Raw genomic sequence first — 21,385 nt, forward strand, 5'->3', positions numbered from 1 at the left:
GGCTGGCCTTACTGGTAGAAGACGAATCGTTTGCTGAGCCGGAACTGCAGGGCCGTGATGGCCATGATGATCAGGGTGAGGATCACGCCGATCGCCGAGGCCTGGCCGAACTCGAGCCGCTGGAACGCGGACTCGAAGATCACCATCACGGCTGTCCGGGTGGAGTCGCCGGGACCGCCCCGGGTGAGCACGTAGGGCTGATCGAAGACTTGGAGGGCGTTGATGATCGCCATCACGGAAGCCACCAGCGTGGTGGGGCTCAGGAGCGGCAAGGTGACGTACCAGTGCTTGCGCCAACCGGTGGCACCGTCCAGGGACGCGGCCTCGTAGGTTTCCACCGGAATCGAGGCGAGGCCGCCGATGAACAGCAGGAAAGAGAACCCGAAGTTCTGCCACACGTAGACAAGAATCACGACGGCGGCAGACCCGCCTGGCGTCGTCAGCCACGGAACCGCGGGGATGCCGATCAGCGAAAGCAACCAGTTCACTACGCCGAACTGCTCGTTGAACAGGTAGCGCATGAAGATGGAGACCGACGCCGCGGACAGGATCAGCGGGAAGAAGAACGCCGACCGGAAGAAGACCCGGAGCCAGGCCGGGAGCTTTTCCTGGACCATGACCGCCAGGCCCAACGCCAACCCCAGTTGGAGGGCCACTGCCACCACGACGAACACGATGGTGTTGAGGAAGGACACCCGGACCGTGGGGTCCTGGACAACCTCGGCGAAGTTATCGAAACCCACGAACGTCGGGGCCGAGATGATGTCCCAGCGGAAGAACGCGAGCGCTATGGAGGCCACGATCGGCAGGAGGGTGAACAGGCCCATGCCAACGATGGTTGGGGCAAGGAAGGCCCACGGAAGCCACCGTTGCTGGACCCGGCTCCGTTTGGAGGCTGGACCGCTTCCGGGGGCCGACGCCCGGGCATTGCCCGTAGGGGTACGGGTGACAGTGCTCATGGCTGCCTCCTCAAGGCCAGTTCAAGATCGCGTTGCATGGATTCGAGTGCTTGTTTGAGTTGCCGCTCGTCCCCGCTGACAGCCAGGGATACGTTCTTCATGAGGGCGGTCTCGACGGCGGCCTGCTGGGGAGGTGCCGGGATGGGGCCAGTGGTGGGGAACTTGTCCAGGGTGTCGTAGAAGACGTTCCAGTGGCGGGGTCCTGTGCCGGCGTAGAGCTGCTGGTTGGCCATGGACCGGCGGGCCGGGGTGGTGTTGGGCGTCGGGAAAATGATCTGCATGGCTTCGAGGCTGGCGCTGAACTTCACCCATTCCCAAGCGGCGTCCTTGTCCTTGGCGGTCTTCATGATCGCGTAGCCGGCCGTGCCGAACTGGTGCCGCTGGGTCCGCCATTTGGGGAAGAACTGGACGTCGAATCCGTCCTCGGTCATCCCCGCCTCGTGGAGGCCTTGCACCCAATAGCCGCCCGCCGGCGTCGTACCTATGCGGTTGGAGGCGAAGAGACCGATCAGCGAGCTTCCGCCGCCTTCTTCGGGCCGGACGCCGAGGCCGTCCTTGACCAGTCCGCGGAGGTAGTCGAAGGATTCGAAGACGCGGGGGTCATCGGCGTTGGGCTCGAGCCATTGGTAGCCGCCGGAACGGAGGCTGCGGGAGGGATCGTTGCCGTAGAAGCCGTCCCACAGCCATTCCCCGCCGCCGGACTTTGTTTCCTTGAGGAAGCTGGTGTCATTGGCGTAGAGCCACGGGACCACTCCGCCGAAGAGCCGGTTGGTCCAGTAGTACGGCGTGAAGTCGGACGGCTTGGCCTTCTTCATCGCCGCGAGGGTGGCGCGGAAGTCCGTGTGGGTCCAGTCCTCGGCGGGGCGTTCCAGCCCGGCCGCGCGCAGGGACGCAGTGTTGTAGTACATGTTGGCTGCGTTCCAGTCGATGGGAAGCTGGAACAGGCTGCCCTTGTACATGAACGCTTCCACCAAGCTGGGGTGGACGTCCTCGAAGTATTCCTTCATGTCCGCGGCGTCGCGACGAAGGTAGTCGTCCAAGGGGTGGGCGAGCTTCTCGGCGAAAAGCTGGGCGCCTTCGGTTGCCACGTACACAACGTCCGGCGGGGTGCCTGCGGCCACCATGGTGAGGATCTTGGTGAAGAAGTCCTTCCAGTCCACGGCTTGGATGGCCTGGACTTTGACTTTGATCTCGGGGTGGACCTTGGCGAAGGCGTCAATGACTTTCTGGCGGGCTGCGGCGTCCGCGGCGGTGCCCATGATGGCGATGCTGAGGCTGTTGTCTCCCCGGCCGGGGATGTCTGTTCCCGTGAGTCGCGGCCACGACGCCGCCGTCACTCCAACAATCCCGGCACCGAGGGCTGTGAGGGCTGTCCTGCGTGTGAATTGACGCAAAGCCCCATTGGTTCCCGGCATTCTGAATTTCCCTTCCTAACACGTGTTAGGAACTGTAGACCCGCCACCTAACACGTGTCAAGCGTCACAGGAAAGTTGCTTGAATCTCACCATCGCCCCCGCGGCGCGTGTGCGGCTCACATGAGGCATCCAGCGAATTATGGCAATGTAGGAACAATGAGTTCCCAGCAGTTCCGGGTAGGCGGAAGGTCGAGCAAACGGCCACTCAAGGAGCGTGCAGCAGGCGCGGGCACGGGCTTCTTGTTCTGCCTGCTGACCGTCGCGTGCATGGTCGGCCTGTTTGCCACGTATTACTTCTTTGTCCGCACCACCATGGGGCAGTTCATCGACGAGTCAGCCCTGGTCGAGGCCAAGGAGCTCAGCGGCTCGGCGGGCAAGGCCTCCACGGGATTCCTGGACGCGCTGCCAGTCACTTCCCTGGTCATTGCCGCCGTCGTGGTTCTGTTCGTGACTGTCGCCCGACGGCGCTGGACGGCCGCGGGCATCGCCGTCGTGGCCTGCATTGCGGCCAACGTCGCAACGCAGGTCCTCAAGTTCATCATTCCCGACCGCCCGGACCGTGGCGTCCAGACGCTGGAGCTGAACTCACTCCCCTCGGGGCACACTACTTTGGCCGCGTCAGCCGCCGCCGCGGTATTCCTCATGGTTTCGCCGCGCTGGCGGCCCCTGGCCGGTTTCCTCGGAAGCACGTTCGCCGTGGCCACCGGCGTTTCGACGCTCATCAACCAATGGCACCGCCCCGCCGACGTGGTAGCGGCATTCCTCGTGGTGGGCGCCGTCATGCTCCCCGCCGGGTGGCTCATCCTCCGCAGCGGGAACCAATGGAACCTGTGGCGTGGTTACGGAGAGCACTGGGCGTCCTCCCGGCTGTGGGTGATGCTCACCGTTTTCGCCGTGCTGGCCGCAGGCGCCGTTGCCGCGTACTCACTGCTGCAAGTGATGCCCGGGCTCAGTACGGACAGCACCGTGGACTACTTCTGGGCCGGCACTGCGTTTATTGTGCTCGCCGGCTACCTCTCCGCGCTGGGCAGCATCTGGCTGTTCGGCATGGCGGCGAGGAAGCGATAAGTACGCAGACATGAGACGCCCCTGGTGGCTACTGCTCGCCTTCGGCGTTGTTGCCAGCGTGACGGCTGCCAGTCAATTGCTGATCGGCCACAGCAGCTTACGGTTATGGGCGTTAGGCATCATGGGGATCGTTGCCATCGTCTTTGGTGTTCTACAGTTCCGGCGCCGAACCCTGGGCCAGCGCTCCCGGGCTACGGCGTCCGGTAGAGGACGGCCGCCATGGCATCACGGTTGATGGGTGTGAGCGACACAAGTTCTATCTGTTGATATCGGTGCCTAGGGTTTCTCTGACTTCGGCGGAGCTGTATCTATCACACGTCGTTTTACGTCCGGCGGCGTTGTTTCCGACTGGAACCCGGCAGCGGCCAACCCGGAAGCCCAATCGCCGTGGCAAGTGGCCAGCTCTTCGAACCATGCACGCACCAGTTCCTTGGGCGGAGGCGTGTGCCCATCCCCCGTGTCCGGGCCCCAACGGTCCATCAGCATGTGCAGATTGGGTGAGCCGCCCACCGCGTCCACGAAGGGTAGTTGATGGTTTTGGATGTGGAACCAGTCCTTAGCGTTCTGTACCAAGGCAACCGTGTGATCGAAGCCCGCCGAATAAGCAGGGATCAGGTTGTGAGCCACGGAAGCCGGGAGCGCAGTCATCTCCGTGTCAGGCATTTCCCACGCTTCTGTCATGTAACGCCCCACCGCACCAGGATAGAAGCGCGAGATCGAGGTCTGGGGATTGATTGCGAGCGCCAGGCACGTGGGGAAGAACCTGGACAGTGCCAGACTGGCGTATCCGCCGGCCGAGCTGCCGAAGAACACTACGTTGTACCCACCGGTTTCCCTCACGATCCGCCGAATAACATCCGCGAGAATTTCCTGGAGGTCCGGCTGCTGCTTTGAACCCGCATACCAACCGATGTTGAAGTCCTTCGATTTTCGAAGGCTTGGATCCGAGATAAAGATCTTGTTCACTGGGAGTCCTGCCGTGACTCCCTTGCCCAGGAACCACGGCAAACGCACGTCCTTCTCTGCCGCTCCATGGAGGCAAACGAGCGTGGTGTCTGATTCGGCAGGAATGTTCAGGATTTCCAGTGGAAGCCCCTGGTACTGGATTTCAATTTGGCCGGCAGGGATTTCATCCGCGGACAGGAACCCTCGAAGATCCGCGTAGGTAAAGGACTCGGCGGTTTCAGGGGCTTGGTTTTCTGGCACCCCGGTAGTCTAGCTGCGGCTGTCTGGCCTGCTCGAACTCTGTGACACCTCCAACAAAGCTCAGTAATTCCTGCGGTGCCTCAGCCGGGTATCGCTGGGCAGCATCTGGCTGTTCGGCATGGCGGCGCGGAAGCGATAAAGCACGACGGCGGGTGGTTGGGCGTCGCTACAAATTCCGCCCCTTGCCTATCCGGCTGAATATAACAAGGCTTCACCGTATTACTTCCGAGTAGTAGATTCTGCGCTACCGCGCCCGGCCACCAGATACCGGGTCCGATCAGGGAGATGCATGAAATGCACACAACGCACCATCTGCTAACCAGGAAAAAGTTCAGGGTCCTCGCTGCCGGAGCGGCAACGTCGGCCCTTCTTTCTGTCGCGCTGACGCCGCCGGCACTGGCTGCCACAGCCACGGACACACAAGCGTTACGGGATGCTGTCTCGGCAGGCGCAATCGTCGATCACCTTGAGCAGCTACAGGCCATCGCGGAGGCCAACGACGGCAACCGCACTGCAGGTTCCTCCGGCCACGAGGCTTCTGCCGAGTACATCGAGTCCCAACTGAGGGCGGCCGGTTACACCCCGCAACGGCAATACTTTGATTACGTGAAATTCAACCTCACCGGCGAGGCCTTCGAACGGCTGACACCAACACCCCGCACGTACACGGCAGACGAGTTCGCGGCCATGTCCTACTCGGGTTTCGGAGATGTCAGCGGCACCGTAACGGCAGTAGATATCAACTTGTCCGGTGACCGTGCTTCCACCAGCGGTTGTGAAGCTGCTGACTTCGCAGGCTTTACAGCGGGGAATATCGCCCTCATCCAGCGCGGCACCTGTCCCTTCAACACCAAGGCCGTGAACGCCCAAGCTGCCGGAGCCTCGGCGGTCATCATCTTCAATCAGGGCGACGCCGATGACCGGCTGGACAGGGTTGACGGGACCTTGGGTGCTCCGACTGCGGATAACCCGGAGGTAACCATCCCGACGGTAGGCACGAGCTTTGCCGTTGGTGAGGAACTGGCCGGACTACCGGGAGCCACCGCACGGGTGATGGTTTCCGGCGACACTCAGCCGATAGAAACCTTCAACGTCCTGGCCGACACCACGGGCCGGACTGACCGCACCGTGCTGGTGGGCGCACACCTGGACTCTGTTGCCGAAGGCCCCGGCATCAATGACAACGGCTCCGGCTCGGCAACCATCCTGGAGACTGCCCTGCAGTTCTCGAAGCTGGGCATCACCCCCGAAAACAGGGTCAGGTTTGCTTGGTGGAGCGGTGAGGAGGACGGCCTGATCGGTTCCGACTACTACGTGGCGCAGCTCAGCAAGGCAGACCTGAAGAACCATGCCCTGAACCTGAACTTCGACATGGTTGCCTCGCCGAACCCCGTCCGCTTTGTTTACGACGGTGACGGCAAGCAGCTCGGTACGGCCGGTCCCAACGGTTCCGCGCAGATCGAAAAGACCTTCCTCGACTACTTCGCTTCGCAAGGGTTGGCTACCGAACCTACGGAGTTTGACGGACGTTCGGACTACTTCGGGTTCATCGAGAACGGCATTCCTGCCGGTGGTCTGTTTACCGGTGCCGAGGAGATAAAGACTGCCGAGCAAGCTGCCGTCTATGGTGGCACGGCCGGTGTTGCCTACGACCCCTGTTATCACCAGGCCTGCGATGACATCGACAACATCAACACAGCTGTTTTGGAGCAAATGGCGGACGCCGTTGCCCATGCTACGTTGACGTTCGCCATGACGCAGTCCGCGGTCAACGGTACGGCCAACGGCAAGGGCGGAAAGCTGAGCATGGAGTTCAAGGGCAGCAAGGCAGTCCGCTAGCCTTCCTACCTACCCAGTCCCGGGCGGCTGCAGGTCTACCGAGAGGTGGATCTGCAGCCGCTCTCTAATAGTTCCTGCGGTGTTTCAACCGGGGTATGGCAATGGCGAAAACGATCGCCGCGGCAAAGCCCAACAAACCGGTCGCCCACACCCCGGCTGCGAGGGATACGGCGGCCGTCAGCCCTGAGAGCAGCACGGGGCCACCGGTTGCCCCCGCGTCAGCGATGAAGCGCCAGATCCCCAGGAAATGGCTCCGCCCGTTGTCCGGTGAGAAGTCGGCTCCCAAAGTCATGATCAGCCCGGAGCTGATGCCGTTGCCGAAGCCGATCAAGAGTGCCACCAGGAGCAGCGGAACAAATGCGCCCGTGAACGGGATCAGGACCAGTGCAGCGCCCATGATCACGGTGGACGGGACGGCCACCCATTGCCGGCCCTTGCGGTCCATCAGCTTTCCCGCCGGGTAGAACACCAGCATGTCGATCGCGCCGGACAACCCGAAGATCAGCGAGGCGTGCGTCGCATCCATCCCCAAGTGGTCAGCCCATAGCGGGATAACCACCTGCCGTGATGCCCGCAGTGCGCTGAGCAGCAGTATGCCGAATCCCACGGACAGGAACACCGCGGCATGGGACGCGGCAACCTGCCGGAGCGTCGACGCCGGTGGTACCGGGCCGCCGTCGGACGTTCCGGGAGCCACGAGCTCCGGGATGGTCAGCGATAACGCTGCGGCCGCCACCATCCCGGCAAAGCCCACCCAGTAGGCTCCGCTGATTCCGGCGAACTGCATGACGGCAGCACCGATGAACGGGCCGATGAAGATGCCGATCCTGGTGACCCCGCCCAGCGTCGAAAGTGCCCGGGCACGGTACATGACGGGCACGGCCTCGGTGAGGTACTTCTGCCGGGCAAGGTTGAAGACGCTGGAACACATGCCCACCAACGTCATCGCCGCCGCGAGCAACCAGATACCGTGCTCAAACTGGGGTGCAAAAGCAGCTGCCCCCAGCGCCAAGGCCCCTGCCGCACCTGCTCCGACAATGGCCCAGCGTTCACCAAACTTGATGGTGATGATCGAGGCCGGGATGTTGAAGAGCCACGATCCAAGACCGATCAACGTGACGATCAATGCCGAGACAGCAACGGAAGCACCCAGGTCCCGCGCTGACAGGGCAATGACCGGCAGCACGGCCCCTTCACCGCTACAGAACAGCAGGGCCGGCCCGAAGGCCGGGAGGGCCACGCTGCGAAGGCTGAAGTTTTGGTCTGCTCGGGTGCTTGTCATCCCCTTCATCCTAGGACCGCACCTCAACGGTTTGGCTTCCGCCATGGACAAAGTGGTTGGAGCATACTTAAAGACATTGACCGGCAATGCACCTTGGTGAGGAGGATAAACGCGACATGTCAGTAACACGCGGGCGCTCTGGTAGCGCGAAGAGCAAGACCCATGCGGCCAACCAAGCCTTCACCTTGGGCAGCTCGGTCAAAGTCCCGTTCGGAAAGCGCACCTTCGATGCGAAAGTCATTGAGTGCCATAAGGACCGGGTAACGGTAGAGATCAATATCGAAGGGGCAAGTGACCCTCTAATAACCTCCTACAGGTCGGATGAAGTCACGTCGACCTAGCAGCGCGGTTGTTGCGGTCCCGGAGACCGGGACCGCAACAACTATCCCCCTAGCCGCGCGTTAGCGACGGAGCGCTACGGTCTTCATGCGGCCCGCCACAGTGAGCACCAGGCCGAGCAAAGCCAGTCCAACGGCCCAGAGGATGAAGCTCTGGTTCAGCCCCGTGGCTGCCAGTCCGGCGGAACTTACGACGGCGGCAGTTGACCCTGCGCCCATCGCACCCTTGGTGCTGGCGGAGGCTACAGTCGCCGTGCCCACCATAGTGTCGTTGAAACCGGCTGTAGCGCCTGAGATACCGGTGTCGAGACCGGGGGTTGTGATTACAGTGTCGACTCCACCGGTGCTGCCACCTCCGGTTGAGGGGCCGTCAGTGCCGGGAACGCCGGTGCTGGGACCGCCGGTGGTCGGTGGAGTATCAACAGGCGGGTTCACAACAGGCGGTTCGACGACCGGAGGGTTCACAACAGGCGGTTCAACCACAGGAGGCTCAACTACCGGAGGGTTCACAACCGGCGGCGTTACCGTTCCAACGGATTCCCCACCAATGCCTACCGAAGTCGATCCAAGGGTCACCGGGGCGGTGATCGGAACGATGACCTGCGTTCCCGACAGCAGCCCGTTGTCTCCGGACGTTGTTCCGTTCGTGCCCGGCGCCGCAGGAGCCGAACCCTCCGGAGCCGCCGACGTACCGCCGGCAGTAACGGCCGAGTCGCCCAGCACACCGGCCGAAACCGAACCAACAGTCACCGGCGCAGTGATCGGCGTAACCACCTGGGTTCCGGAAGCAACACCATCAGAACCACTCGTCGTCGCACCCGGCGCCGCAGGAGCCGAACCCTCCGGAGCCGCCGACGTACCGCCGGTAGTAGCGGAAGAGTCGCCGCCAACACCCACGGCAGTGGCCCCGACATTAACAGGGACCGATATCGGAGCCACTACCTGAGCGCCGGACGCGATGCTGCCATCTCCCGACGTCGTTGCCTGCGCTGGCGCTTGGGCCGGCGCAGCCGTTGTTGCAGCGGGTGTTGTAGACGCCGATGAGTCCCCCAACAGACCCGCCGATGTTGAACCGACAGTCACGGGGACCGTCACCGGAGCAACTATCTGCGTGCCGGAGGCAATGCCATCCGACCCGCTGGTGCTCGCTGCCTGCCCTGTGGGGGCCGGAGCGGCAGTTGTAGCTGGGCCCGTCGCAGTGGAGCCCCCCAGCAGACCCACTGATGACGGGCCCAGGTTTATGGGCGCCGTAACCGGAGCGACAATCTGTGTCCCCGAGGCCACTGACGACGAACCGTCGGTGGTGGGGCTCGTCGATGCGCCTTGTGCCGGGGCGGCAGCCGGAGCAGTCGACGTTGCGGACGAGTCTCCCAAAAGGCCCAAAGCGGTTGATCCCACGTTGATGGGGGCCGTTACCGGAGCCACCACTTGTGTTCCGGAAAGGACTCCGTCCTGGCCGCTCGTATCGGCGGCATTTGCAGCTGTAGCACCGACGGCGATCAGGCCCCCGGCAAAGCATGTGCCAATGAGGCACCTGCGGAATGTTGCATTCATTGTGATCTTCTCCTGAAGGTCTTTGTTCCCAGAGACCGCCCGATTGCCGGATGGTCCGATGTCCCGTCTGCCGTGCTCGCAGCAACGGCGCGGTGGGGGAACTAGTCAGGAGATGAGCCGGGATCAAAAGACACCGGCTTGGGATGCTGCTGGTCGCCTGCGGATGCGAAGCCGGAGATAAGGCTCGCAGGGATGATGAGGCTGCCGGCGAGGACCGCCGCTGCCTGGTTCGGAGGGCCGTTGGAGGAAGTTCCCGAGCCGGCTGTGGCACCGGAAACAGGGGTACTCTCAGGGCCGGTCGGAAGGTCACCCGGGACACCACCGCCGACGGCGGCAGGTACGGATGCGCTCGTCCCGCCGGACACGGCTGCCTGGTTCCATGAGGAGGTCAGCGGGAACCGCAGAAGACTTGGAACAGCTGAGCCTCCGGCAAGGAACGAGGTGTCGCTTTGCCCGGCATTGCCCGCTTCCGGGGCTACAGGGCTTGCCGTTTCAGCGGCGGAAGGAAGTACGACGGCGGGTGGTACCGGGGCGGTTCCCTCAGGACCCGCCGGGGTCAAAGGCGCGTCGGAACCGCCTGTCCCGGGGAGAGCAGGAAGCGCCGGACCTTGTCCCGTCACTGGAGGAATGACTCCGTCAACGGGCGGAATCACGCCGTCGACCGGCGGAACCACGGTGTCCACGACGTCCACGATCGGCTGCACAACGGGCGAAGCTACGTCCGTAACCGGTGCCAAGCCTATGGGCGTCACAACCTCGTTGACCGTCGGTACCAGTTCTCCGACGGCGTCATCCACCGTTCCCGTCACGGGCGTAACGGTTGAATCTACTACTGTGCCGAGGGTGCCCGGCGAAACAACTTCGTTGACCACCGGCAGGGTGCTCACGACGTTGTCTGCAGAGGCAACCACCTGTTCAATCACGGGTGTCACAGCGGGAACAGGCACAGCGACCCGGGTGGGTACCGCGGGCTTGATGGCCGCCGGCAAAGGAAGGTCGGGCACCGGAACGCTGACTGTTGGAGGCGTCGACTTCGGCGACACAACGCCGCTGACGGCTGCTCCGCTGCTCTTTACCGCACCTGTTGTCGCGGACAGCGTTTTGTCCAGCTGCGCGGAGACACTGCCTCCGGCAGACGACACGGTGGAGGTCACTGAGGATTTCAGTTCGCCCAGGAGTGAGCCGGAGTTGCCTGTATCGGCACTGGCTGCGCTAGTGGAGAGTGCCACCCAAGCGGCAGCGCCGGCTCCTGCGATCATGACGGAGCGGAGAATCCGAGCAGCACGCGGGAACGCGTGTATGGCCTTCATCTCGACACCCCCCAGGTAGTCGCAAACCGATGGTCGACTTCATCCTAGGACCGGCTCAGCCTGCTAGTCCATGGTTTTTGGGGGTTTAAGGCGAAGTTTTTGTAAGTAACCTTTGCTTACGACGGGTAGAAGCCCGTTTTCTCCGGCCCGAAATCTGCAGACGCAAGTGAGCCACCGGCTGCGCGCCCCTCCGCTTGGGTCTCCTGGAGCCGCTTGATGAACCAGCGGGATTGTTCCGGCCCATAGGGCAGCACGGGGATTGCCTTGGTGGCGTCGGCGGGCATGTCCCGGATGGATTGCGTCGCCTGCCGGACAGCGGTGCTCATGGTGTTGGCCATGGTCTTCACGAACTCGTCGCTCGCGGGCATTCCGTGGCCCGGGACCAAGTGCTCATAACGGTGGCGCAGAGCTGAAATGTGCCGCAGCACATCTGCCCATTCCTCGGGGTAGGAATCCTCGAAGGACGGGTGCGCCCCCTGCTCCACCAAGTCACCGACGAACAGGGTCGAGTTGGTGCCCACCAGGAGGTCGCCATCGGTGTGCGCCCGGCCGAGGTAGAACAGGGTGGCGGTGATTCCGCCCAGGTCCACCAGTACAGGCTGGTCGCGGACAATCGCATTGGGGACAACGATCTCGACGGCGTCGCCCTCCCCCGCAGCCATCTCCGGCTCATTGGTGGCGACGAAACGCCGTTGAAGATCGCCGTCTTTCTCGATGGTTGCCGCACAGTTGGCGTGCGCCCAGAACTCTGTGACGCCGTCGTCCGCGAAAACTGCGTTACCGAAGAAGTGGTCATAGTGTGCGTGGGTGTTCACCACAACCAGCGGAAGCTGGGTCTTTTCACGAACTGCTGCGAGGATCTCGCGCCCTTGGCGTGGCCCGCAACCCGTGTCGATCACCATGGCGAGCTCGGAGCCCACCACTAGTCCGGTATTGAGTAAGGACCCCTCGGTTTCCAAGACGTAGTGGTCCGGTCCGAGTTCTAGCCAAGCTGACAATGAGTTCTCCGTATCCATGCAAATCCGGCGATGTTCAGGCCTCTACTCTACCCGCGCGAAGCTGGGAGATCGCGGAAGAGACACCCCCGGACCTTGCGGTCTACAGGATGACGTTCATGATGTTCCAGCCCGAACCGACCTGGTATGAGCGGAAGAATCCGTTCGACCCGTAGCCCTCGTAAAGGAACAAGTTGCCGGAAGCATTCCGTGCAAGCACGTCCATCTGGCCGTCACCGTTGAAGTCGCCCGGCCCTTCAATGGCCGTCATGACATCCCAGCCCCAGCCAATTTGCTTGGCGGCAAGCCAGCCACCGGCCCCGTTTCCCGGGTACAGCAGAAGCCCTCCGGACGAGTTTCGTGCCAGGACGTCGGCGTTGCCGTCACCGTTGAAGTCGCCCGGGCCGTCGATGGCAGTCATGACATTCCACCCCCAGCCGATCTGCTTGGCGGCAAGCCAGCCACCGCTACCGTTGCCCGGGTACAGCCAGAGGACGCCGTTACCGTCGCGGGCGATGACATCGGCTTTACCATCTCCGTTGAAATCACCGGGAGCTTCAATGGCGGACATGACGTTCCAGCCCGAACCGATCTGCCTGGCAGCAAGCCAACCACCGGAACCGTTCCCCGGGTACAGCCACAACGCGCCCTTGGAATCACGGGCGATGACATCAGCTTTGCCGTCTCCGTTGAAGTCGCCCGGAGCCTCGATGGCTGTCATGACGTTCCAGCCCGATCCAATCTGCCTGGCAGCAAGCCAGCCACCGGAACCATTGCCCGGGTACAGCCACAACGCACCCGCAGTGTCGCGGGCCAGCACGTCGGGCTTACCGTCGCCGTTGAAGTCGGTGATCTTGGTGGCCGGCGAAGGAGCCACCGGAGGGTTGCCATCGTAGGCAATCAGGGCTGCCGCGGCATCCACCAGCCCGGCTCCACATCCTCCGGTGCAACCGCCGGGAAGGGGCCGGGCACTGTCTTTGAGTTGCTGCTCCAAAGTAGCCGGAGCCAGGGAGCCTCCTTGCGCGGAGATCAGGAGAGCGGCCACACCGGACACGTGAGGGGCTGCCATGGAGGTTCCCTGCACGAACGCGTAGGCGGGCTCCGCCTTCCCGGTGGTGCCCGTGTTGTAGGTGGACAGAATCCCGCTCAAGGGGTCCGTTCTCATGTCGCCGCCGGGCGCCGTAACGTCTACGTTGCTTCCGTAGTTGGAGTAGTACGTCCGGGCTCCGGCCCTGTCGCTGGCTGCGACTGCGATGACGTTTTGGCAGTTTGCAGGACTGAAATCGGCGGCAGACTTGTTGGAGTTTCCAACCGCCGCCACCACGGCCGCTCCTGAGTTGTGGGCGAAGTTAATTGCGTTTTGGTAGGTGGCGGAACAGGCGCTGGCGCCTGCAACGCTGAGGTTGATGACCTTAGCCGGATTGGGGTTGACCGGTACGCCCGTCACCACGCCACCGGCAGCCCAGACGATGGAATCGGCAATATCGGATGTGTAGCCGCCGCAGAAGGACATCGCCCTGACGGGAAGGATCTTCGCTCCGGGAGCCACGCCAGTGACGCCGCGGCTGTTACTTCCCGCCGCTGCAATGGTTCCCGCCACGTGAGTGCCGTGCCAGGAAGATTTCTCAGCCGGGCTGTCTACCGCGCATTCATCTGCCGGAGCCCAGTCACCCATGTCAGTGGGATCGGGATCCCGGCCGTTCCCGTCGCGCGCGTCGGCTGCGTTGGCGATCATGTCGTACCCCGGGAGTACGTTGGTATCCAGATCGGGGTGCGGCGTGATGCCGGTATCCACTACGGCGACTACTACGCCCTCGCCGCGGGTGTAGTCCCAAGCACTTGTAGCGCGGATCCCGCCCGGGCTCTCCCACAGGTTCCACTGTTCGTTGAAATACGTGTCATTCGGTGCAGCAGCGATCTGCATGACCGCGTCCGGCTCGGCATAGGCGACGTCCGGATCAAGCCGCAGGGATTGCACGAACTTCTCGGCTTCGACTGCCGAGAGCGGCTCATCGAGCTTGACGACGTGCCCGCCGGTGGCCGTGTCCCGGAGGCCCTTTGCGGCGACACCTAGTTTTGATGCCGCATTGCCCGCGGCTTCTTCCACTGCGGCTTTGACCGCTTGAACGGTGTTGTCTTTGATACCAACGATGAATTGGTCGGTCTTCACCTCGTCGGCAGGCTGCAGCGCCTGCGGTGCGGCCGGAAGAATGTCTCCGTCATCGGCCATCGCCGGCTGAACAGCAAACCCGCTGGCCAACCCGCCCGCCAAAAGGAGCGTGGCCGTGGCCATCCCCGTAAATCTCAATGATTGCTTGGCGGGGCTCGTAACCATGATTCGGCATCCTCGGGACAGCGCGACCAACCATGGCGGCGGATCGCGGGCAGACTGGAGACCACCAGCTGACCCCCACCGAATTGTAAGCAGAAAATCCGCCATCTCCAGTCGATGGAGATTTATGACAAGGCTCCGGGACTCACCCGAAGTCACAATCAGAAGGACCCCGACAATGTGCCGGGGTCCTTCTGAGAAACGAGGTCCTGAACTACATATCCGCGAGCGCGCCGCCCGGGTTCTCGATGCAGTCCGCAACGTACCGGAGGAAACCTGCGGCCGTCTCCCCGTCGCAGACCCGATGGTCGAACGCGAGAGTCAGCTCAGTGACCTTCCGGACAGCGAGCTCACCGCTTACCACCCAGGGCTTGTCGATGATCCGGCCCACGCCGAGCATCGCCACCTCGGGGTAGTTGATGATGGCCGCGGATCCGTCAACGCCGAACACGCCGTAGTTGTTCAGGGTGAAGGTGCCCGAGCCGAGTTCGGTGGGCGTCGCCTTCCCTTCACGCGCGACGGCGGTGAGTCGCCGGATCTCCGCGTCCAGTTCGCGGGCGCTGAGCTGATGCGCGTTGCGGACGGACGGTACAACCAATCCCCGATCAGTCTGTGCAGCGAAGCCGAGGTTGATGCCGTCGAACCCGACGATCTCCTGGGACCCGTCAGTCCCGGTCTCAAAGCGCGTGTTGAGCGCCGGATACTTTTTTAACCCAGCCGTGACAAAACGAGCGATGAATGCCAGCAGCCCGGGGGTATCGTGCGGCGAGCGCTTCTTCAGCTCGGCCCGCATGTCCAGCAGCGCGGTGGCATCAACGTCCACCCACACTGTGGCCTCGGGGATCTCCGTGCGGCTCTTGGTCATGTTGGCAGCCACGGCCTTCCGCACGCCGCGTACCGGAGTGCGGGCGGAGACGGCAAGTCCCGTACGACTATCAAGGTCACCTGAAGCTGCAACCGGAGCAGCAGCCTCGGCGGGAGCCTGGGCAGGAGCCGAAGGTGCGGCCGGTGCCTCAGGAGCTGAAATCGCTGCCTCAACATCACGGCGCATGATCAGCCCGCTGGCGCCTGAACCGTTGATGGCCTCCAGCGATACCCCGTGATCACGTGCCATTTTCCGGACCAACGGCGAGATCACGGCACTGAGCTTTCCGGGGATGCGCGTCCCGGCAACGGCCGGTTCCATGGGAGCTTCCGGAGCGGCAACAGAGGCCCCCGGGGCAGCAACAGGAGGAGCAGCATCAACGACGGCGACGCTCCCCTTCCGCGGACGGGTGCGGCCTCCGGTCACGCCACCGGGCGTCCCGTACCCGATGAGGACGTTGCCGGAACCGGCCTTCTCCTCAGTCCGGTACGTCTCGGCAGCGGCGGATGCCTCAGCGTCGGTGACAACACCGGTGGAGACGGCGTCGTCCGTCGCAGCGGGCGCTTTGGGCTCAGCCGGAGTGGCACCCACGGGGGCGATCGAGATCAGCGGCTTGCCGACGTCGAGCGTTTCGCCTGCTTGGCCGTGCAGCTCGGCAACCGTGCCCGCGTACGGCGAGGGCACCTCAACCATGGATTTGGCGGTTTCGACTTCGGCGATCGGCTGGTCCACCTTGATCTGGTCGCCGACGGCAACCAGCCAGTTCACGAGCTCCGCCTCGGTAAGGCCTTCGCCGAGGTCGGGCAGGCGGAACACTTGCAGTTCTGAGCTCATGGTCAGTCCTCCCACTGAAGGTCGTCTACGGCGTCGAGGATACGGTCGACGCTGGGCAGGTAGTAGTGCTCCAACTTGGGAGACGGGAACGGAACGTCGAAGCCGGTGACGCGGCGGATGGGCGCGGCCAAGTAATGGAATGCACGCTCCTGCACGCGGGCCACGATCTCGGAGGACACGGAGGCGAAGCCGTGCGCTTCGGCGATCACGACGGCGCGTCCCGTCTTTCGCACGGACGCGCAGACGGTCTCGTCATCGAAAGGAACGATGGTGCGGACGTCGATGACTTCCAGGGACCGGCCCTCTTCGGCGGCGGCCGCAGCGGCGGCGAGCGCGGTGGGGACCGACGGGCCGTAGGCGATCAGCGTCGCGTCAGTGCCGGGACGCGCGACGGCGGCGCGGCCCTCGGTGGAGGTTCCGGCGTCGTGCTCTGCCCTGAGCGCATCCAGGTCCACAAGGTCCTTGGACCAGTAGAGCTTCTTGGGCTCCATGAACATCACGGGATCATCGGAGTCGATGGCTTCGCGCAGCATCCGGTAACCGTCGGCGACGGTGGCGGGGGTGTAGACCTTCAGCCCGGCCGTGTGGGCGTAGTAGGACTCGGAGGAATCACAGTGGTGCTCCACTCCCCCGATGCCGCCGGCGTAGGGCACCCGGATGACCATGGGCATCTTGAGCTTGCCCTTGGTGCGGTTGTGCATTTTAGCCACGTGGCTGACGATCTGTTCGAAGGCCGGGTAGGCGAAGGCGTCGAACTGCATTTCGATGACGGGCCGCATGCCGTTGATGGCCATGCCCACTGCCATGCCGACGATGCCGGATTCGGCCAGCGGAGTATCGAAGCAGCGTTCTTCGCCGAATTCGGCCATGAGGCCGTCCGTGATGCGGAAGACGCCGCCGAGCCTTCCGACGTCCTCACCGAAGACGAGGACGGAGGAGTCGGCACGCATGGCATCGGCCATGGCAGTGTTGAGCGCCTTTGCCATGGTGATGGACTGCGGACCGGCGGCTTCGGCAGTTGCAGCGGCGGAAGCTGCCGCGCTGGCCGTGGCGGCGCTGACGTTTCCGTTGGCAGAGGTAGTCACAGTCATTTTGCACCCTCCTCGCGGGCGAGTTCGTCAGCGAGCAGCTCGGACTGCTCCTTGAGCTGCGGCGTTGGCTTGGAGAAGACGTACTTGAAGAGGTCCATCGGCTGGACGGGGACGTCCTCGCCCAGTCCCTCCCGGAGCTGGGTTGCCACAGCTTCGGCGTGATCGGCGATGCGGCTGTTGGCGTCGTCATCCAAGAGGCCCTTGTCCGTCAGGTAGGCCTTCATACGGGTCAGCGGGTCCTTGGCCTGCCACTCGGCAACTTCGCTTTCCGGGCGGTAGCGGGTGGCGTCGTCGGCGTTGGTGTGTGCCTGCATGCGGTAGGTGTGCGCTTCGATGAGCAGCGGTCCCGAACCTTCGCGGGCCAGCTTCACGGCGCGGTCCATGACGGCCAGCAGCGCGACGAGGTCGTTGCCGTCCACGCGCTCACCGGCCATGCCGTAACCGACTGCTTTGTGCGCCAGCGACGGCGCCACGGACTGGTGGCTCAACGGCACGGAGATGGCGTACTTGTTGTTCTGCACGAAGAAGATGACGGGCAGGTGGAAGACTGCCGCGAAGTTGAGGGCTTCGTGGAAGTCGCCTTCGCTGGTGGCACCGTCGCCGCACATCGCCATGACTACCGTGTCCTCGCCGCGCAGCTTCGCGGCGTGCGCAACGCCGACGGCGTGCAGCAGCTGGGTTGTGAGCGGCGTGCACTGGATGCCGACGTTGTGTTCCTTGGGGTCGTAGCCGCCGTGCCAGTCACCGCGGAAGATGGTCATGACTTCCACGGGGTCAACGCCGCGGGTCATGACGGCGACGGCGTCACGGTAGGTCGGGAACAGCCAGTCACCTTCGCTGAGGCACATGGCAGCTGCCACCTGGCAGGCTTCCTGGCCGTGGCTCGAGGGGTATACGGCCATGCGGCCCTGCCGGACCAGCGCTGAGTTCTGGTCGTTGACCCGACGCCCGACGACGAGGCGCTCGTAAGCTGCCAGCAGTTCGGAATCGTCGGGGGTGGGGTACTCGTGGCCGGGTTCGGTGCCCTGCTCCTCTTTGGAGCGGAGGGTTCCGTCGGGGTTCACCATCTGGATCTGGTGACGGGCGGGAAGCATGTAATCCTCGACGCTGATGCCGAATTTCCTCCGCACGTCAGCAGCCTGGTCTTCCACCGCCGTTTCCGGCACAGGGCGGTCTGCATGGATCGTCATTGGTCCGTCCTTCTCTGGGCACTATGTGCTTCCAGTATGTTCCTCCGGGATGTTTCGTATCCAGCTTTGGACGGAATCATGGAACAGCTTGTCAAGAAGGGCTATTCTGAAAGACGAATTGTAAATGTGAGCTGGGTAACGAGCCGCTGTTGTAGACGAATTGGAGTGCCATGAGTGAGGCCGAGGCGGAGCAGACCGCCGTTCCCCTGGACAGCGTGGACCGGGACATCATCCGGGAGCTGACCACGGACGGGCGCATGTCCATCACCCAAGTAGCGGAAAACGTCCACATCAGCCGGGCCCACGCCTATTCCCGCCTTGCCCGGCTCACCGGCGAAGGGGTGATCACCAAGTTCACGGCCTTGGTTGATCCGATCAAGGCCGGCTTGAGATCCTCCGCCTACGTCACGCTGAAGGTGCAGCAGCACTCCTGGCGTGAGCTCAAGGAGCAGTTGCGCGCTATCCCGGAGGTGTACCACATCGCTTTGGTGGGCGGTGACTTTGATGTGATCCTCCTGGTCCGGGCGACGGACAACATTCACCTGCGCCGTGTGATCTTCGACCAACTTCAGTCAATGGATGGCGTGCTGGATACGCAGACTTTCCTTGTTTTTGAGGACGTGGATACCAGGTAGGTTTCGTTCATGGCGGGCGCCTTGCCCGCGGAACCATAAACTGTCCCCGTGCCCACAAAAACAGCCGCGCTGCCCCGTGTCCTAACGCGGGTTCTTATGGCGGCTGCTGCGGCTTTTGTTCTCTGGCTGCTTTTGGCGATCCAGTTCTTCGCCAACCCTCCCCAAGTGTCCCCGCATCGCACTGATGCAATTGTGGTGCTGGGCGGCCTGAGCCGTGAGCGCTTGCCTGTTGCCCAGGACCTTCAGGAGGCCTTGGACATCCCCGTGCTGGTGGTGTCTACCACCGGGCTGTCCGGCAACCTTGAGGGCGATGCTTTGTGCCGCGAGGGTCAGGAAGATCCCGGCCTTCTATGCTTCCGCCCGGAGCCGTTGAACACCCGGGGTGAGGCGGACGCCGTCGCCAGTCTCGCTGCAGAGTACGGCTGGAAGTCCATCACGGTGGTCACCTCCGATTACCACGTGATGCGTGCCGGCACCCTGATGCACCAATGCGTGGCCGCGGATGTGCAGATGGTGGGTTCCGAACCGGACATGACGGCCGGGGCCTGGTTGGACCGTTTCGTGGTGGAAACGGGCGGGCTGTTGGACGTCTGGATGCAGCCGGAGTGTGACTCGGGACGCTGAATGCGGTGACCGGTCTTGTCATGTCGTCCTGACCGGGTTGGAAGGCGAAGTCAAATATTCACAGGCTTTCGAATAGTTTTTCCGGACCTTGAAGGATCCGGTAAAACCATTGAGTATTGCCGCCCCTGCAGTCATTCTTTTGCCATAGGTCCAAGGTCTCAGCCCTACGAGTCCAAGGATCCGCCGTGGCCGTTTATAGAGCCGAGTCGTTCAGCCCTCCGTCTCCAAGAGCCCGTCACTTCATCGCTGCCGCCTTGGCGGCGGCTGCCCTTCTCCTGGGTTTCCTTCACGGCCAGCCGGCGCGCGCAGCCGTTACCCCTGTGTATCCGATCAGCGGTTACTTCATCTATGGAAGCACCAGCGACGCGGTCAACACCAAAAAACTCACTGACATCAAGTCCGTTGGCGGAGACACCGTCATCACCTTCGGTTCCCGTTTGAAACCAGCTACTCTTTCGAGCATTCCAACCGACTGCAAGATCTCCGGAGTCAATTGCGCTACGGCCGCAGCCTCGGGAGTGAAGGTGAAGAGATATTTCACCTATTCAGATGGCAGCTCGTGGGGTGCAAAGTCTTTCATTTGTGCCAGGGACAAGACAGTCACGGCTGGCTCTGTTGTCTACACGATCATGGTTTTGCCGGTCGAAGGCAGTGGATGCAATTCACCGAGCGGAACTTACGACGTTGTGGTCATCAACGGCGGAACCAACTCTCTTTCGGTGTCTGTCGGGAAAGCGGCCACTGATTTGGGAATGAAGTACTACGCTGGCCTTCCTGCGCCCATCAATCGCACTGACGTCACCTACCTCCCGGATCTGTCCTACCAGGCCACGTTGTCGCTCTTCACTGCGCGCTTCCTGATCTACCAATCAAACGTGAACAACGTGCCAGGGCTGGCGGGCTTCTACCACCACACGGAGATGCCGCTGAGTGACGGGGCGGTCTGGGAACCCGTGCTCAGCCTGTACCGAATGCAGAACTCCAGGATTGCCCAATACCAACCAGGGCGGACAGCCGTGGTCAGTCCCTACATTGACTCACGGTCGGCGTTCTCGGGTCGGGTGACGGTCAGCCAGGCCCGCAATGCCGTCAACAAGATCGCCAAGACCTCAAACGGCGTCAGGATGTCAATCGCTGTACAGGACGGAATGGGCACCGGCAAGGGCGGATCGTTCTTCTCGAGCGAGAGCAACAACAATGTTGATTCGTTTGCGGCGTCAATCGTTGGCAGCGGCACCTGGAGCAGCAAGTACCTGGCACCAACCAGGGACTACTTCTGGGCGTTGTCCGAAGGCGTACGCGGAACGAACGCCCAGCTGTGGGCAAACCTGGAGGGCATGGCTCCGTTAACCTCCCAGAACCCTTGTGACAACAGCACCCGTGGACAGACCACTAAGGCAAGAATCGACAAGCAGGTGCAACAACTGGGAAACACCCCGGTGAAGGTCATCTCATTCATGTGGGATCCGTACTTCACCTGCACAGGAACGTGGACCCCCATGCTTGATCGGCTCAAGGCGGGCGGTACGACGCCTCTCATCACTGATTCCATCTTCTACGGGAACGGCGATGTTCTGGTCACCGGCCACAACCTCAGCGGCGGCACGATCAGGGTTCAGTGGACGGACACCAACGGCAGGGTGCAAGACAAGACCGTCACCGCATCGAACTACAACCCCTCCTACGGCACGCAGCTCGGGATCAACCCACTCTTGGAGTCCGTCACCGCTAAGTTGGGCAACACCTCGCTGGGAATCGGTAAGCATTATTTCATCGACGTCGTGAATGGATCGGGCGTCAAGAACGACGCCCTGTACTCCGACCGCGGGTAATGCTCGTCCTGCTGGT

At 62.9% G+C, this 21,385-nt stretch carries 16 protein-coding genes; 5 read left to right on the forward strand and 11 right to left on the reverse strand.

The genetic code is table 11. The features are described 5' to 3' along the window. Positions 1 to 8: 8 nt before the first annotated feature. Both RI444_RS16890 and RI444_RS16895 read right to left on the reverse strand, forming a co-directional pair. Positions 9 to 959: a carbohydrate ABC transporter permease gene (locus RI444_RS16890; RefSeq protein ID WP_069695843.1), complete on the reverse strand. Its 951-nt coding sequence runs from the start codon at positions 957 to 959 to the stop codon at positions 9 to 11. Then, on the reverse strand, positions 956 to 2,374 hold the full coding sequence (locus RI444_RS16895; protein ID WP_062097673.1) for an ABC transporter substrate-binding protein: 1,419 nt from the start codon (positions 2,372 to 2,374) through the stop codon (positions 956 to 958). Before RI444_RS16895 ends, RI444_RS16890 begins: the two co-directional genes overlap by 4 nt. A 156-nt stretch (positions 2,375 to 2,530) precedes the next feature. Between RI444_RS16895 and RI444_RS16900 the strand changes: the two genes are divergently transcribed. Then, complete coding sequence (locus tag RI444_RS16900; RefSeq protein ID WP_207605631.1) at positions 2,531 to 3,442, forward strand: phosphatase PAP2 family protein; 912 nt, start codon at positions 2,531 to 2,533, stop codon at positions 3,440 to 3,442. 276 nt (positions 3,443 to 3,718) lie between these two features. On the opposite strand, the gene RI444_RS16905 is transcribed toward RI444_RS16900, so the two are convergent. After that, complete coding sequence (locus RI444_RS16905; RefSeq protein ID WP_207605630.1) at positions 3,719 to 4,648, reverse strand: hypothetical protein; 930 nt, start codon at positions 4,646 to 4,648, stop codon at positions 3,719 to 3,721. A gap of 294 nt (positions 4,649 to 4,942) precedes the next feature. Between RI444_RS16905 and RI444_RS16910 the strand changes: the two genes are divergently transcribed. Then, positions 4,943 to 6,487, forward strand: a complete 1,545-nt coding sequence (locus tag RI444_RS16910; RefSeq protein ID WP_207605629.1) for a M28 family peptidase — start codon at positions 4,943 to 4,945, stop codon at positions 6,485 to 6,487. 64 nt (positions 6,488 to 6,551) lie between these two features. Here the strand turns inward: RI444_RS16910 and RI444_RS16915 are convergent, their stop codons facing one another. The 8 genes from RI444_RS16915 to pdhA all read right to left on the reverse strand — a co-directional run bounded on the left by RI444_RS16915 (position 6,552) and on the right by pdhA (position 18,278). Next, entirely contained in the window at positions 6,552 to 7,769 is a 1,218-nt protein-coding gene (locus RI444_RS16915) for an MFS transporter (RefSeq protein WP_207605628.1), read from the reverse strand. Positions 7,770 to 8,170: 401 nt separating this feature from the next. Further along, complete coding sequence (locus RI444_RS16920; RefSeq protein WP_207605627.1) at positions 8,171 to 9,661, reverse strand: cell wall anchor protein; 1,491 nt, start codon at positions 9,659 to 9,661, stop codon at positions 8,171 to 8,173. Positions 9,662 to 9,762: 101 nt separating this feature from the next. After that, on the reverse strand, positions 9,763 to 10,971 hold the full coding sequence (locus RI444_RS16925) for a hypothetical protein (protein WP_207605626.1): 1,209 nt from the start codon (positions 10,969 to 10,971) through the stop codon (positions 9,763 to 9,765). 116 nt (positions 10,972 to 11,087) lie between these two features. Beyond that, positions 11,088 to 11,987, reverse strand: a complete 900-nt coding sequence (locus RI444_RS16930; protein WP_031216511.1) for an MBL fold metallo-hydrolase — start codon at positions 11,985 to 11,987, stop codon at positions 11,088 to 11,090. Between the two features lie 82 nt (positions 11,988 to 12,069). Continuing rightward, positions 12,070 to 14,301, reverse strand: a complete 2,232-nt coding sequence (locus tag RI444_RS16935) for a S8 family serine peptidase (RefSeq protein ID WP_242703222.1) — start codon at positions 14,299 to 14,301, stop codon at positions 12,070 to 12,072. Between the two features lie 211 nt (positions 14,302 to 14,512). Next, positions 14,513 to 15,997, reverse strand: a complete 1,485-nt coding sequence (locus RI444_RS16940; protein WP_207605625.1) for a dihydrolipoamide acetyltransferase family protein — start codon at positions 15,995 to 15,997, stop codon at positions 14,513 to 14,515. Between the two features lie 2 nt (positions 15,998 to 15,999). Beyond that, on the reverse strand, positions 16,000 to 17,088 hold the full coding sequence (locus tag RI444_RS16945; RefSeq protein ID WP_021472253.1) for an alpha-ketoacid dehydrogenase subunit beta: 1,089 nt from the start codon (positions 17,086 to 17,088) through the stop codon (positions 16,000 to 16,002). Then, positions 17,085 to 18,278, reverse strand: coding sequence for a pyruvate dehydrogenase (acetyl-transferring) E1 component subunit alpha (gene pdhA, locus RI444_RS16950; RefSeq protein ID WP_207605624.1), 1,194 nt, complete (start codon positions 18,276 to 18,278; stop codon positions 17,085 to 17,087). The genes RI444_RS16945 and pdhA overlap by 4 nt, the downstream gene beginning before the upstream one ends. Before the next feature lie 170 nt (positions 18,279 to 18,448). On the opposite strand from pdhA, the gene RI444_RS16955 reads away from it, so the two are divergent. From RI444_RS16955 to RI444_RS16965, 3 genes are all read left to right on the forward strand, one after another. Beyond that, positions 18,449 to 18,913, forward strand: coding sequence for an Lrp/AsnC family transcriptional regulator (locus RI444_RS16955; RefSeq protein WP_021472251.1), 465 nt, complete (start codon positions 18,449 to 18,451; stop codon positions 18,911 to 18,913). 48 nt (positions 18,914 to 18,961) lie between these two features. After that, entirely contained in the window at positions 18,962 to 19,537 is a 576-nt protein-coding gene (locus tag RI444_RS16960; RefSeq protein ID WP_242703221.1) for a YdcF family protein, read from the forward strand. Between the two features lie 185 nt (positions 19,538 to 19,722). Beyond that, complete coding sequence (locus RI444_RS16965; RefSeq protein WP_207605623.1) at positions 19,723 to 21,369, forward strand: hypothetical protein; 1,647 nt, start codon at positions 19,723 to 19,725, stop codon at positions 21,367 to 21,369. Positions 21,370 to 21,385: the final 16 nt, after the last annotated feature.

It is taken from the genome of Paenarthrobacter sp. AT5 (assembly GCF_032764245.1).
Taxonomy (GTDB): Bacteria; Actinomycetota; Actinomycetes; order Actinomycetales; family Micrococcaceae; genus Arthrobacter; species Arthrobacter ureafaciens.

Bases quoted from the DNA above. Each gene is read 5' to 3' on its own strand.
- RI444_RS16890 (WP_069695843.1), bottom strand. From the start codon at position 959: ATGAGCACTGTCACCCGTACCCCTACGGGCAATGCCCGGGCGTCGGCC.
- RI444_RS16895 (WP_062097673.1), bottom strand. From the start codon at position 2,374: ATGCCGGGAACCAATGGGGCTTTGCGTCAATTCACACGCAGGACAGCC.
- RI444_RS16900 (WP_207605631.1), top strand. From the start codon at position 2,531: ATGAGTTCCCAGCAGTTCCGGGTAGGCGGAAGGTCGAGCAAACGGCCA.
- RI444_RS16910 (WP_207605629.1), top strand. From the start codon at position 4,943: ATGCACACAACGCACCATCTGCTAACCAGGAAAAAGTTCAGGGTCCTC.
- RI444_RS16915 (WP_207605628.1), bottom strand. From the start codon at position 7,769: ATGACAAGCACCCGAGCAGACCAAAACTTCAGCCTTCGCAGCGTGGCC.
- RI444_RS16920 (WP_207605627.1), bottom strand. From the start codon at position 9,661: ATGAATGCAACATTCCGCAGGTGCCTCATTGGCACATGCTTTGCCGGG.
- RI444_RS16925 (WP_207605626.1), bottom strand. From the start codon at position 10,971: ATGAAGGCCATACACGCGTTCCCGCGTGCTGCTCGGATTCTCCGCTCC.
- RI444_RS16930 (WP_031216511.1), bottom strand. From the start codon at position 11,987: ATGGATACGGAGAACTCATTGTCAGCTTGGCTAGAACTCGGACCGGAC.
- RI444_RS16935 (WP_242703222.1), bottom strand. From the start codon at position 14,301: ATGGTTACGAGCCCCGCCAAGCAATCATTGAGATTTACGGGGATGGCC.
- RI444_RS16940 (WP_207605625.1), bottom strand. From the start codon at position 15,997: ATGAGCTCAGAACTGCAAGTGTTCCGCCTGCCCGACCTCGGCGAAGGC.
- RI444_RS16945 (WP_021472253.1), bottom strand. From the start codon at position 17,088: ATGACTGTGACTACCTCTGCCAACGGAAACGTCAGCGCCGCCACGGCC.
- pdhA (WP_207605624.1), bottom strand. From the start codon at position 18,278: ATGACGATCCATGCAGACCGCCCTGTGCCGGAAACGGCGGTGGAAGAC.
- RI444_RS16955 (WP_021472251.1), top strand. From the start codon at position 18,449: ATGAGTGAGGCCGAGGCGGAGCAGACCGCCGTTCCCCTGGACAGCGTG.